The sequence below is a fragment of the Embleya scabrispora genome (genome assembly GCF_002024165.1).
Taxonomy (GTDB): Bacteria; Actinomycetota; Actinomycetes; order Streptomycetales; family Streptomycetaceae; genus Embleya; species Embleya scabrispora_A.
Genome location: NZ_MWQN01000001.1, coordinates 190,264 through 203,720 on the forward strand (window position 1 = coordinate 190,264; position 13,457 = coordinate 203,720).

A 13,457-nucleotide genomic window follows, 5' to 3' on the forward strand; every position below is an offset into this window, starting at 1 on the left:
AGCGGACGTGGCCGGCCCGTGCGGGTGCGGCTGCATCCAGGGCCCTGATGCGGTGTCCCGGCGAGCCGGAGCGCGGACGCTCTTCCCATACCCACTCCTCTCAATCTGTGACGATGGCCACATTCCATCCCCGAATATCTACGCAAAACGGACAAGTTTTGCTCTGTGTCATGGAAGAGCGCGTTTGCGTCGGCGAGTGCTCCATGCGGGTTTGTGAGACTTGCCGGGCACCTCGGCGGAGTACCCGGCGTTCAGCGTCCGGTCAACGCTGCCGCCGTCAGAAACCGAGGATCCCGACCGACGCCGGTCCGCCCGGTCGGGGCCCGCCTCGTTCGGGTCGACCGCGCCCTCGGCAACCGTCCGCCCTCGGGCCGGACGGAAGTCACCTGCGTCGGCGGCTACCTCACACGACCGATCAGGGTTCCTCTTTTGCTCGCCGGCACTCTCCAAGACACCGACACCGCGACTGGCACGACCGACACGACCGACACGACCGACACGACCGGTACCACCGGCACGACCGCCACCATCACGACCACCGTCACCACCGCCGTGGGCGCCGCCTCCGGCGGGCGCCGCCACGGCCGCGGAGACCGCTCTCCCTGGCGCTGCCTGCGTCACGTCCCCATGCGTTGGTGGTCTCTCGGCAACCTGGTTTCCAACCTCGGCACCTGGATGCAACTGACCGTGCAGAACCTGCTCGTTCTGCACCTCACCGGCTCTGCCGCGGCCACGGGCCTGTCGCTCTCCGTCCAGGCCGCGCCGGGATTGTTGTTCGGAGTGGTCGGCGGCCGCGCCGTGGATGCGTGGCCGCGCAAATGGACCGCCGGTGTCAGTCAGGCGGCCTTGGCCATGATCGCCTTCAGCACCGCGCTCCTGTTCACGTTCGGCCTGCTGAGCGTGCCGGCCCTGTTGATCCTGGCGGCGCTCACCGGCCTGATCGCCACCGTGGACGGCCCCGCCTGTGCGCTGCTCGGCAACGACCTGGTGCCTCGCGAGGACGTCCCGTCCGCGATCGCCCTCGGCGCCGTCGTACACAGCGTGGGCCGCCTTGCCGGCACGGCGCTCGCGGGCGTGACGGTCGCCTTCTTCGGCATGGGCGCCGCCTACGTCGCGAACGGTGTGTCGTTCCTCTTCGTGTCCGCGATCGTCCCCTTCCTCAAGCCGATCCACGTCCCGAAGCCCGGCCCCGAGTCCGTCCGAGCCCCGGGCGATCGTCCCCGCCGAGGGTCGGCCCGAAGCGCCGCCTCCGGCTCCGCCCGCGAAGGCCTGGCCTTCTTCGCCGGTCGCCCGCGCCTGGTCGCGCTGGCGGCGATCGCCGGGCTCGGCTCGACGCTCGGCCGCAACTACGGCCTGACGCTGGCGGTTCTGGTCACCGGTCCGCTCGGCGGCGGACCCGGCGCCTTCGGCGTCGTCTCCACCATGCTGGCCGTCGGCGGCATCCTCGGGGCACTTCTCGCGGGTCGCCTGCGCCGGCCCTCCGTGCGCACGGTCGCGTTCACCGCCGCCGCCGGCGGCGCGCTGCAGATCGCGGCCGGCCTCACTCCGACGCTGTTCGTCCTGGCCCTGCTCGTGGTGCCGATGGCACTGGCGGAATCGATCTCGGACACCGCCACCACCGCCATCCTCCAAACCGACCCTCCGGAGCACATGCGCGGGCGGGTCCTGGGTGTCTGGAACACCGTCGGCACCGGCTGGCAGTTGCTGGGACCACCGACACTGGGTCTGCTCCTGCAATGCGCCGGCGCCCGAGGGGCGCTGGTGCTGGGCGGCGTGGTGATCGCGGGCGTGATCGCCGCCGCCGGACTCGCCCACGACCGCCGTACGGCCCGCACCGCCCGCACCGTCGCTCTGCCCCGCGTCTCCACTTCGCCCTAGCTTCGGCGCGCGGTCGATCACGAGAGGGCGCGTCGCCCACCGGTGTCCGACGAACGGCAGGGCACGGACGGCGATGCGGGAGGGCCGGCCAAGGCTCGCCGAACGGCGCGGGCGACCTCCTCGACCTCGATCGCGGCCAGGACCGGATCCACCGTCCGCCCGTGCGGATCACCGCGATACTCGGCCGACGCGGGCCACAGGACGCGATGCCGCGGGTCGGCCGGCGGCCCCCAGTGGGCCGGCGGGGTGGGGCCGAAGAGGGTCACGGAGGGCCGGGCGAACGCCGCCGCCAGATGCGCGACGCCCGTATCCCCACTGACGACCACGCGCGCGGCGGCGATCAGCGCGGCCAACCGCGCGAGGTCGGTCCGCCCCGCGACCGTCCCCACCGCACCCGCGACCAGGGCCACCCTCGCGTCGTCGTCCGCGCCACCGGTCACCACGACCCGATGACCGTCGTCCGCGAGCACGCGGACCAGCGCCGCGAAGCGTTCCGGCGGCCACCGGCGCGCGGGCGACGCCGCCCCGGGATGCACCACGCTCGCGCCCACCAGGGCACGCGGGAGCGGGTGGTTCGGCGTGGCCAGAATCAGGTCGTGCGGGTCGGCGGGTATCCCGGACTCGGCCAACAGGCGGCACCAGCGGACCCGTTCGTGTTCGTCCGCGCGCCAGCGCGGGCCGGGGTATCCACCGCCGCCGGCCCCGCCGAAGACCACGAGCCGGCGGGGCGACAGCGCGGCCACCAGATCGTGGCTGGCGGGCCCACACCCGTGCAGGTCGACCCCCACATCCGGCGGCGCCCCCCGCCACGGCACCGGTCGCAACTCGCCCACCGGCACCAGCGCGTCGATCGCCCCCGTCAGCGGCACCAGCGGTGCCAACACCCGCGGCGCGGCCAACACCACCTCGTGCGCCGGAAACGCCCGGCGCAGAGCCCGATACGCCGGTACACCGGCCAGGAAGTCACCCAGCCCCAGCGCTCGAAGGGCCAGCACGGAGGGACGCGGCACGGAGCCGATGGCGCTCATCGGACCGCGTCCGCCGCGGCCGAGGCGATGCGCGTGGTGGACCGGCCGGCCAGATAGGGAACGGTCACGGCCTGACCGCCATAGGAGGCGACCAGCGCCGCCTCGGGCAACCGGTCGGCCGCGTAGTCACCCCCCTTGACCCACACGTCCGGGCGAAGCCTGCCGATCACCGCCTCCGGAGTGTCCTCCTCGAACACCACCACCTCGTCGACACACTCCAGCGCGGCCAAGACCTCGGAGCGGTCCTCGGCCGAGTGGAACGGGCGGGAGGGACCCTTGAGCGAGCGCACCGACGCGTCGGAGTTCAGGCAGACCACCAGGCAGTCCCCCAGGGCCCGCGCCGCGCGCAGGGTTCGGATGTGACCGGCGTGCAGCAGGTCGAAACAACCACCGGTGGCCACCACGGTTCCGCCGGCCGCGCGCACCTGTTCGCTGCGCGACGATCCCGACCCGCCGCACTCGTCCTCCCGGCGCCGACCGCCTCGACCACCGCCTCCGTCGAGGTCGCGGGCGACCTCCGTCGCGCCGCCGGCGGCCAGGAAGTCGGCCGTCGCCCGCACGGCCCCCGCGATCGCCTCGGGCACCGCACGCCCGTCGGCGAGCCCGCCGGTGACGCAGACGGCGAAGCGGTCCCCCGCCCCGCACGGATCGTTCACCCGTACCGGCGGCGCCGGCACCACAAACGGCTCGGCGCCGCGCGACAGCAGCGCGCCGCGGGAACCGAGCGTGACGCACACCGCTCGCGCCGACCACGTGCGACACAGCGCGGCGGCCGCCTCCGCGGCGACCCGCATCGCGTCCGCCGCGTCGTCGTGCCCGACGGCGATGCCCGCGGCCTGCAGGGCCTCCGCCCGGTTGGGGGTGACCAGGGTGAGATCCGGCAGCGGATCACCGCCTCGTGGATGGGGGTCCCACACCACCGGAACGCGACCCGCCCGAGCGGCGATCGCCGCGCGCAGCGCCGAACCGGCGGTGACCCCGTTGCCGTAGTCGGAGACCAGGATCGCGGCGGCCGACGCCAGCGCTTGGAGCGCGTCCGGGCCGGGCGGGCCGATCGGTCCCCGAGCGGGGCGATCCAGCCGCAGCAGGGAGCGCTCGCCCGCCAGCACCCGGGACTTCTCCGCCGGTCGGCCCCGGCACGGAAGTTCGATCACATCGAGCCGCGACCGCAGCAACGTCCGCAGCAGGTCCGCCTCGGCGCCCACGCCCAGCGCCGTGATCAGCACCACCGGACGCCCCTCCCGGGCGGCCAGCAGCGCCGCGAGACCCGCGCCTCCGGGGCGGACGTGCTCGATCGGGTCGTCCAGCACCGGCGCCGGCGCGTCCGGGCACAGCCGCCTCGCGGTGCCGACCAGATCACGGTCCAGCAGGGTGTCACCCACGACGACAAGGGGCCGCCGCACACCGTTCGCCTTCCTCGTACCGCTCACGCCAGGGCCTCCCGTACGGGTGCCAGACGCGTGCGAAGCCCGGGTGTCGCCCCGGCGCTCAGGACCGCGTCGATGCCCTCGCACAGCAGGTGGGCCGCCAACAGATGGACCTCCTGGACCGTGGCGGTGTTGTCCGCCTCCACGCACAGCGCGTCGTCGGCCAGCGAGGCCAGCTCGTTGGGCGCCGGGCCGGTCAGTGCCCAGACACGCAGTCCGAGCGCGCGGGCGCGGCGGGCCGCGCACAGGACATTGGTGCTCGATCCGCTCGTGGACAACAACAACACCGTGTCGCCGATGCGCCCGTGTGCCTCGATCTGCCGGGCGAACACCTCGTCCGCGCCGTAGTCGTTGACGATGGCGGTGACGCTGGAGGTCTCGGCGTGCAGGGCCAGCGCGGACAGTGGTCGGCGCTCGTCGCGGTAGCGCCCCACCAATTCCGCGGTCAGGTGCTGCGCCTCGGCCGCGCTGCCTCCGTTGCCCGCGACCAAAAGCCGCGCGCCCGCGGCGAGTTCCGGTGCCAGTCGGTTCCCCCACCGGGCGGCCCGGCCCGGATCGCACAGTGGATTGCGCAGGGCGCCCACCAGGGCGTCCACGTGTTCGCGGGCCAGCGCGTCCACGCCGCCGGCGACTCTCGCCCGCCGCCGGCCGGACGAGTCGTGCCGATCGTTGCCCGAAAGCTGCCCGCGGGCCGACCCGGCCGTACCGTCCCTGCCGCCGACCCGGTGTCGTCGCTCGCCGCCGGACGGCACGACGTGTCGCCATCGGCGCGTACTCATCCCGTCACCACCTTGTTCCGACCCGGAACGTCCTCGACGATCAGGCTCCGATAGATCTCCGCGGTCTCCCGGGCCACCCGTTCCCAGGAGTAGCGCGTCCCGGCCCGGCGCACGCCGGCCCGGCCCAACTCCCTTGCCCACTCGGGCCGGTCCAGGAGTTCGCGCAGCGCCCGGGTCAACGCCTCGACGTCACGCGGGGGCACGAGCAATCCATTGACGCCGTCCACGACGGTGTCCCGCAGTCCGCCGACGGCGGCGGCCACCACGGGAGTGCCGCAGGCCATGGCCTCCAGGGGAACGATGCCGAACGGTTCGTACCACGGCACGCACACCACCGCGTCCGCGCTGCGCAGCAGAGCGGGCAGTTCGTCGCGGGCCACGCTGCCGAGGAAGTCGACGCGCTCGCGCACACCGACCTCGGTCGCGACCTCGATCAGGTGCCGGACCTGGGGATCGGCTTCCACCGGCCCCTCCTGCGGACCGCCCGCGATCAGCAGTTCGGCGTCCGGCAACGCGGCCAGGGCCCGCACGACCGCGTCGATGCCCTTGCGTTCGACCAGTCGGCCCACGACCAACAGCCGCGGTCGTTCGGTGCGGCGAGCGACCGGTCCGTGGGGCACGAAGTGGGTGGTGTCCACGCCGCACGGCACGACGCTGATCCGGTCCGGGTCCAAACCCATGCGCACGAGTTCCGAGACCTCGTCGGTACACGTGGCCACGATGCGCGCGGCGCGGCGACCGACCGTCACCTCGGCGGCGATCCGCGCCGCGGGGCTGGAGTCGCCGGCTCCGAGGTGGCGCCGCTTGACCGAGCCCAGCGCGTGATACGTCTGGACCACCGGAACGCCGCACGGTTGTGCGCCGCGCAGCGCGGCGAGCCCCGACATCCAGAAGTGGCCGTGCACGACCGCCGGCCGGCGCAGCAGGAAGCGGTCGGCGAGTTTGTCGCCGAACTCGTCCATGAAGGGCAGCAGTTCGTCCTTGGGGATCGGTTCGGCGGGCCCGGCCTCGACGAGGGTCACCGTGACTCCCCGGCACAGGCGGCTGGTGGCGGGCGCGTCCTTGTTGTCTCTGCGGGTGTACACACTGACCCGGTGGCCCAGTCGGGCGAGCGCCGTGGACAACGCCGCCACGTGCACGTTCTGCCCACCGGCGTCCACGCCGCCGAGGACGGCCATCGGATTGGCGTGTTCGGACACCATGGCGATCCTCATGACACGACCTCCTTCAGTACGGCGTCCCAGTCCTGAAGGAAGCGCCTCGCTCCGTAACGGGCCAGCACGCTCTCCCGGGCGGCCAGGCCGGCGTCGCGCGCGGCGCTCGGATCGTTCGCGTAGCGGCGTACCGCCTCGCGCAGTTCGGCCGGGGACGCGCTCACCACGCCGGCGCCGGGCGGCACCGCGCGGGCGGCCTCGGTGCCGGCCACCACGACCACGGGCATGGCCAGGTGCATCGCCTCCAACAGCGCCAAACCCAGCGAGGTCCAGCGCATCGGATGGAAGTACACGGCCCGGCGCGCGAGTTCGGTGTGCATCCGGTCCTGGGGCAGGTCCTCGTGGGCACGGCAGCGTGCTTCGGGCAGACCCACGTGTGCGGCGAGCCCTTCGACCTTCATGCCGAACACGTCCAGCGGCGCCGCGTCGGCGATCCCGGGCAACAGGTCGGTGCCGGTGTATCTGCCGCGGCGCACGGGTTCGTTCACCACCACGCCGCAGCGGCGGAGTTCTCCCGTCCACCGCGCTCCCGGGTCCAGGATGCCGTGTTCGACGACGGTGGTGGAACCGCCGCCGCAGTCCCACATGAGCGCGTTGAAGTGGGTGACGTGCACGATGGGCAGGTTGGGTCGGTCGGCCATCGGGTGGCGGGTCAGCGGCACGTCGCCGTCCGGCGCGTTGTGTTCGAGGTAGACGGCGGGCACGTCCACGCCCGGGGTCGACCCCAACCACCGTTTCACCAACTCGTATTCGTGCGGGCGTTGGAGCACCACCACGTCCACTCGTCGATCGCGCAACCGCTCGGGAGCGACCTCGACCACGTTCGCCGGCCAGTCCCAGGTACGCGCCCGGCCCACGCCGTCGGGTCCGCGGTCGGGCAGGACCGGCACCACGTAGTGGTGGTCGCCCTGGACGAACGTGGTCGCCCAGGATCCGTGTACGTGCCACAACAGGATGTTCATCGTGCGCTTCCCTTCACCAGCAGTTCGTCCACGGCGACCACCACGTCCTCGGCCTCGACCGACTCCAGACACGGATGGCCGGGAACGGGGCAGTGCCGAGCCCTGGTCCCGGCGCATGCGGCGTTGCGATCGCCCAGCACGACGGTCGGCACTCCGTACGGGGCCCACCGCTCGGCCGGCACGACCGGCGCGAAAAGGCTGACCACCGGGGTGCCGACGGCCGCGGCCAAGTGCGCGGGGCCGGTGTTGGGGGCGATCACCACGCGGGCCTGTGCCAGGACCGCCGCGAGCCGGGGCAGGTCGGTACGCCCGCCCAGGTCGCCGGCTCCCCCGAGCTCGGCCACCCGGGCGGTCGTCGGGGCGTCGGCGGACGACCCGGTGACCAGGACCCGGTGCCCCGCCGCGCGCAGCGCGCGCACGATGCGGCCCCAGGTGTGGACCGAGGGGGAACGCGCGGGCACCGAGGCGACCGGATGCACCACCACGTAGGGCCCCTCCCCGGTCTGCGCCCGCACATCCGGCAGCGGTCGGCGCACGGCGAGAGCGCCGTCGTCGTCGGCCGGCAACGGGTATCCGGCGACGGCGGCCAACTCCAGGGCGCGCAGAGGCTCGGGGACGTGCCGCCGCTCGTCGACCCGGTGGCGCGCGTCGAGGAGCGAGCCGGGATAGTCGTTGCTGATCGCGCTGATCCTGCGGACGCCCGCCAGGCGCAGCAACAGGGCCGTGGGCAGCGACGATTGGTGGAAAGAGGTGAACACCACCGCCTCGTCCACCCGCAGGCCGGCCACGTGCTCGATCAACTCGCGCACCGCCTCGGCGGTGACGGGCGCGGGAGCGAAGCCGACCCACGGCGCGTCCCACTCCACCACCGCGTCGACCCCCGGCAGGAGGTTCGCGGCGCCCGACCCGGCGGGGCCCACCAGGGCGGTCACGGTACGCGCGCCCGCCGCCAGCGCCCGGATCGCGGGACCGCACACGAGCACGTCGCCCATCGCGTCCAGGCGCACGGCCAGTACATGCGGGGCGCTCATCGCAGCCCTCGCAGCACGAGCCGGACCGCGTCGCCCAGGTCGCCGGCGACCCGGGCCCCGGCCAGTTCGCCGGCTCGCGTGGTGTCGGTGGGCACCAGCACGCTGCGGGCGCCCGCGGCCCGCGCCGCGGCCACGTCGGCGCCGATGTCGCCGATCACCACACATTCGTCGGGCCGCACCCCCAGTCGCCGCGCCGCGTCCTCGATCAGGCCCGGCCGGGGCTTGCGGCACGGGCAGTCGTCCTCCGGCCGGTGCACGCAGCACTCCCACACCTCGAAGGGACCGAAGACGGCGTCGACGCGGGCGTTGACCCGCCGCAGCGCCTCGGGGGAGATCAGGCCGCGGCCGACTCCGGACTGGTTGCTGACCACGGCCGTGCGGATACCGGCGGCGCGCAGCATGCGCACGGCCTCGACCGCGCCCGGCATCGGTTCCACCTTGTCGGGTTGGTCGTTGTAGGGCACGTCGCGCACCAGCGTGCCGTCCCGGTCGAAGAGCACCGCCTTGGGACGGACGCCGGTGGGCCCGACGCCCCGGTGTCGCCACTGCCCGCGCAGCCAGTGCGCGGTCGCCGCAGGGGGGATGAGCACACTCGTGGCGATCATCGTGGTGACCTCGTGTCGGTCGCGAGGTCCGGGCCGAATGCGCGCGGCGGCGAATTCGACGGTTCCCACCAGCCAGCCCGCCGCCGCCGCGATCGCCACGCGCCGGCGCCCGGCCGGCGCCGCGACCCCCGCCACCACGGCCAGCGCGGTCAGCGCCATGTGCAGGCGGCGCCGGCCCCGGGGAGCGGCCGCCCGGCGGTACCAGTCCCCGCCGTGCAGCCGCGTCATCAGCACGTCGTCCGCGTTGCCGGCCTGGACGCGAACGCTGACCCAGCGATCGGTGGGGCGCACCGGGTGTCGGGTCCGGCGGTCGCCCCGGGTGAGGATCCACCCGGCCTCCTCGCTACGCAGCGCCAGGTCGGCGTCCTCGCGGAAGGCTCGCCGGAAGCGGGGATCGAAACCGCCGGTCTCCACCAGCACGTCCCGCCGATAGGCCATGTCGGCGGTGGCCCACGCCGCGTCCGCCAGGCCGCGCGTGCCGCGTTCCCAGTCGGTGGGCCGGCGGTCGCGGGGCAACGGCACGTCGAGCCGGCCCTGGACCGCGCCCACGTCGGGTCCGGCCGCACGCAGATCGGCGACCAGGTCCGCGCGCCATGTCGGGCTCACCTCGACGTCGTCGTCCAGGAACGCGATCCAGCCCACTGCCGGCGGCACCGCTCGCCATCCCATGTTGCGCGCACCCGCGGGCCCTCCTCCCCCGGTAGCGAGCACCAGGGTCCGCGCGGCGAGTTCGGGGGGCACGTGCAGGGGCAGCGGATCGGGCGTCCCGGGGCGGTCGTCGACCACCACGACGACCTCCGGCGCGGGGCCGGTCGCGGCGGCCAACGCCGCGACGCAGCGGTCGAGTTCGGGGCGGCCCATCGTCGGCACGACGACCGCGTACGCGAGGGCGGGTGCGGATGCCTCGTCGATGCTCACACCGACCCCGATCCGTCGCCCATGGCCGGACGACGCACCACGAAGGGGCCCAGGGCCAGCAGATCCACGGGGGCGGACCCGAAGCACTCCAAGGCGTCGCGCGGATCGTCGACCATGGGGCGACCCGCGGTGTTCAGGCTGGTGTTGACCACCACGGGCAATCCGGTGATCTGCTCGAAGATGCCGAGCATCCGGGCCAGCAGGGGCTGGTCGGCGGCCTCGACGGTCTGGATGCGGGCGGTGCCGTCGACGTGCACGACCGCCGGAATCCGCTCGCGCCAGTGCGCCGCGACGCGGTGCGTGAAGAGCATGTAGCGACTGGGCATGGGGCCCTCGAAGAGTTCGGCGGCCCGCTCGGCGAGCACCATGGGCGCCACCGGACGGAACTGCTCGCGGCCCTTGACGTCGTTGAGGCGTTCGAGGTTGGCCGCACGGCCGGGGTGGGCGAGCAGACTGCGATGGCCCAGCGCCCGGGGGCCGAACTCGCTGCGGCCCTGGAACCACGCCACCACGTTGTCCGACGCCAGCGCCTGCGCGACCACCGCCGCCAGATCGGCCGGGCGCGCGTACGGCACCCGGGCCCGAAGCAGCCACGCCTCCAGTTCGTCGTCGTCCCAGGAACGCCCCAGGTCGGCGCCGGCCATGGGTGAGGTGCGGTCGCCCATGGCCTCCGCCACGTGGAGTGCTCCGCCCAGTGCGGTACCGGCGTCGCCCGCGGCCGGTTGTACCCAGATGTGCTCGAAGGGCCCCTCGGCGGCGATCCGGGAATTGGCCACGCAGTTGAGCGCGACGCCGCCGGCCATCGACAGGTGCCGGTCGCCGGTGCGCCCGTGCAGCCAGCGCACCAGATCGAGCAGGACCTCCTCCGTGACGGCCTGGACCGAAGCGGCCAGATCCGCCTGCTCCGGGGTCCACTCCTCGTGGGGTCGACGGGCCTTGACCAGTGCGGCCAGGTCGATCGGCAGGGTCCGAAACGATCCGTCGCCCGTGGAGTGCACGGCGGTACGCAGTTCGTTCAGGAAGCGCGGTCTGCCGTAGGAGGCCAGTGCCATCACCTTGAACTCGTCACAGGAGCGGAGGAAGCCGAGGTGCGCGGTGACCTCCTCGTAGAACAGTCCCAGGGAGTGCGGCAGCGACGTACGGGCCAAGACCTCCGGCCGGCCGTCGTGGTAGCGCGCGGACAGGTGGCTGGTGGCCTCCCCGCGCCCGTCGGCGACGAGCACACTCGCGTCCCGGTAGGGCACGGGCGCGGCCAGGGCGGCCGAGGCGGCGTGCGCGATGTGGTGGGGCACGTAGCGGAACACACCGGGGTCCAGACCCGGAAGGGCCTCGGCGGCGAAGTCGGGGGCCTCGCGGGCGTACGTCTGCCGCAACTCGTCCCAGGGATCGTTCAGTCCCAGGCTCTCCTGCGGCATCGCCAGGCGCGGATCGAACGAATAGGTGACGGCGTCGAGTTCGTCGGCCCGAAGCCCGGCCTTGGCCAGGCACCAGCGCGCGGACAGTTCGGGCAGTTCCCAGGCCGAGAACGGCACCGGGCGCTTTCCGTGCTTGCGCCGGGAAAACCGCTCCTCCTCCGCCGCGGCGACCACTTCACCATCCACGACCAATGCCGCGGCGGGGTCGTGGAAGATGGCGTTGAGTCCGAGAATGCGCATGCGGAAACTCCACTCGAAGGCGAAAGGGCGGCATCGTCGGAGCCGAATCCCCAAGGGCTCAGGCCGCGTCGTGGATGCCCGGTTGAGCCGCGAACCAGTCGATGGTGGTTCGCAACCCCTCGCGCCAATGCACGCGGGGCTCCCATCCCAGCAGTTCGCGGGCCAGGGTGATGTCGGGTCGGCGGGTGGTGGGATCGTCGACCGGACGCTCGACGAACTCGATGTCGGCGTCCGAGCCGGTGAGGTCGAGAATGCGGCGAGCGAGTTCCAACACGCTCATCTCGTCCGGATTTCCGATGTTGACCGGACCCGAGTGCGCGGATGCCGCCAGCGCCAGGATCCCCGCCACCGTGTCGTCCACGTGGGAGATCGAACGGGTCTGGGAACCGTCCCCGTGTACCCGCAGCGGCTCTCCGCGCAGCGCGGCACACGTGAACGCGGGAATCGCCCGACCGTCGTCGGGACGCATCCTGGGGCCGTAGGTGTTGAAGATCCGCACGATGGCCGCGTCCAGTCCGCGCGCGTTGCGATAGGCCATCGCCAGGGCCTCGGAGAATCGTTTGGCCTCGTCGTAGACGCCTCGTGGGCCGATCGGGTTGACGTTGCCCCAGTAGTCCTCCGGTTGCGGATGCACCAGCGGGTCGCCGTACACCTCGGAGGTCGAGGCCAGCACGAACCTGGCGTTCTTCTCGCCGGCCAGTCCCAGGGCGTGCAGGGTGCCCAGGCTGCCCACCTTGAGCGTGTGGATCGGGTACTCCAGGTAGTCCAGCGGCGACGCGGGCGAGGCGAAGTGCAGCACGAGGTCCACGTCACCGGGCACGTGCACGAATTCGCTGACGTCACAGCGGACCAACCGGAACGCGGGATCGGGCAGCAGGTGCGCGACGTTGGCCGGCGCCCCGGTGAGGAAGTTGTCCAGGCACACCACCTCCGCGCCGTCGTTCAGCAGTCGCTCGCACAGATGCGAACCGAGGAAGCCGGCCCCTCCGGTGACGACCGCCCGGGCGAAGCGGCGCGCGGGCCCGTGCGCCGGCGGCTCGCCGGTGGGGTCGACGGCAATGCCCATGGGTGGGGTCGGCTCCCGGCCGGCCGCGCCGGCGGGGGCGTGGACGGGGTTCGGCTCGGACGTGCGATCATCCCGGCTCGAACGTCGCCGAACTGCTTCGGACGGCATGACAAATCCTCCGGTGGACGGCGCGGGGGAACGAGTCGCCGGTACCCGGTCGCAACTTGGACAAACGACGCGAACCCCTCGGACGTGCGTGTGTTCGATCGCTCGGGTCGGCCGGCGGACCCCGGATCGCGCGTGTCGCAAGCCGGACGGTACGACGGGGTCGACGTGACCCGGCCGGCACACGCGGGATGCCGGTGGCTCGGGTGCGGCGGCGTTCGGCACGGGTTTCGAGTCGCGTGTCCCGGGCAGCGGCCTGTGCGTTCGCCTCCGCGAATCGACGAGACGAGCGGAGCCGCCTCGGCGCGGTGAACCCACCGTCCATCGGCAAGGAGATCAACGATCATGGCCACGCATTCGGACGACGCACCCCGGCAGACTTCGGCCGACTCCACGGACGCGGGCAATGGCGCTCGCGTCGGCGGCACGCCGCCCGGGATGACGCCCGGGGATGTGGAACTGCGCAGCGAATTGGCCCGTCATCTGGGCCGGGACGTCTACCCGGCCACGCGCGACTCGCTGCTGGCCACGCTTCGGGACAACAACGCGTCCGACGATCTGGTGCGGATCGCCACGGGCCTGCCCGACGACGACACCCGCTACGCGAACATGCAGGACGTCGCCCGGGCGCTGGGGCTGGGCACGGAGGAACACCGCACCTGACCGCCGGTGTCCGATCCGCCTCGGTGCCGCCCCGAGTCTCGTTCCGAGTGCCGCTCCGATCGCCGTCTCGAATGCCGTCCCCAGTGCCGTCCCCAGTGCCGTCCCCATTGCCGTCCCCATTGCCGT

The 13,457-nt window shown here is 73.3% G+C and carries 11 protein-coding genes; 2 read left to right on the top strand and 9 right to left on the bottom strand.

Annotated features, from left to right (window positions below):
- Positions 1 to 627 precede the first annotated feature (627 nt).
- Positions 628 to 1,878, top strand: coding sequence for an MFS transporter (locus B4N89_RS00880; RefSeq protein ID WP_078979023.1), 1,251 nt, complete (start codon positions 628 to 630; stop codon positions 1,876 to 1,878).
- 17 nt (positions 1,879 to 1,895) lie between these two features.
- Here B4N89_RS00880 and B4N89_RS00885 read toward each other — a convergent pair whose 3' ends face one another.
- The 9 genes from B4N89_RS00885 to B4N89_RS00920 are packed head-to-tail and all read right to left on the bottom strand — an operon-like array spanning position 1,896 to position 12,563.
- The gene (locus B4N89_RS00885) at positions 1,896 to 2,906 is read right to left on the bottom strand and encodes a glycosyltransferase family 9 protein (protein ID WP_078973954.1); all 1,011 of its coding nucleotides are present in this window, start codon (positions 2,904 to 2,906) and stop codon (positions 1,896 to 1,898) included.
- Positions 2,903 to 4,288, bottom strand: coding sequence for a D-glycero-beta-D-manno-heptose 1-phosphate adenylyltransferase (rfaE2, locus tag B4N89_RS47470; protein WP_235618416.1), 1,386 nt, complete (start codon positions 4,286 to 4,288; stop codon positions 2,903 to 2,905). The genes B4N89_RS00885 and rfaE2 overlap by 4 nt, the downstream gene beginning before the upstream one ends.
- Positions 4,289 to 4,332: 44 nt before the next feature.
- Positions 4,333 to 5,112 (bottom strand): D-sedoheptulose-7-phosphate isomerase, encoded by a 780-nt coding sequence (locus tag B4N89_RS47475; protein WP_101896961.1) that lies wholly within the window; start codon positions 5,110 to 5,112, stop codon positions 4,333 to 4,335.
- The gene (locus B4N89_RS00895; protein ID WP_078973956.1) at positions 5,109 to 6,326 is read right to left on the bottom strand and encodes a glycosyltransferase; all 1,218 of its coding nucleotides are present in this window, start codon (positions 6,324 to 6,326) and stop codon (positions 5,109 to 5,111) included. Before B4N89_RS00895 ends, B4N89_RS47475 begins: the two co-directional genes overlap by 4 nt.
- Positions 6,323 to 7,288: a glycosyltransferase gene (locus B4N89_RS00900; protein WP_078973957.1), complete on the bottom strand. Its 966-nt coding sequence runs from the start codon at positions 7,286 to 7,288 to the stop codon at positions 6,323 to 6,325. The genes B4N89_RS00895 and B4N89_RS00900 overlap by 4 nt, the downstream gene beginning before the upstream one ends.
- Entirely contained in the window at positions 7,285 to 8,319 is a 1,035-nt protein-coding gene (locus B4N89_RS00905) for a glycosyltransferase family 9 protein (protein ID WP_078973958.1), read from the bottom strand. Before B4N89_RS00905 ends, B4N89_RS00900 begins: the two co-directional genes overlap by 4 nt.
- Entirely contained in the window at positions 8,316 to 9,842 is a 1,527-nt protein-coding gene (locus tag B4N89_RS52945; RefSeq protein WP_321170669.1) for an HAD-IIIA family hydrolase, read from the bottom strand. Before B4N89_RS52945 ends, B4N89_RS00905 begins: the two co-directional genes overlap by 4 nt.
- Complete coding sequence (locus B4N89_RS00915) at positions 9,839 to 11,497, bottom strand: carbamoyltransferase family protein (RefSeq protein ID WP_078973959.1); 1,659 nt, start codon at positions 11,495 to 11,497, stop codon at positions 9,839 to 9,841. The genes B4N89_RS52945 and B4N89_RS00915 overlap by 4 nt, the downstream gene beginning before the upstream one ends.
- Positions 11,498 to 11,555: 58 nt before the next feature.
- On the bottom strand, positions 11,556 to 12,563 hold the full coding sequence (locus tag B4N89_RS00920; RefSeq protein WP_078973960.1) for a UDP-glucuronic acid decarboxylase family protein: 1,008 nt from the start codon (positions 12,561 to 12,563) through the stop codon (positions 11,556 to 11,558).
- 450 nt (positions 12,564 to 13,013) lie between these two features.
- Here B4N89_RS00920 and B4N89_RS00925 point away from each other — a divergent pair, with 450 nt between their 5' ends.
- Positions 13,014 to 13,331, top strand: a complete 318-nt coding sequence (locus B4N89_RS00925) for a DUF2795 domain-containing protein (protein ID WP_078973961.1) — start codon at positions 13,014 to 13,016, stop codon at positions 13,329 to 13,331.
- The last annotated feature ends 126 nt before the right edge of the window (positions 13,332 to 13,457 follow it).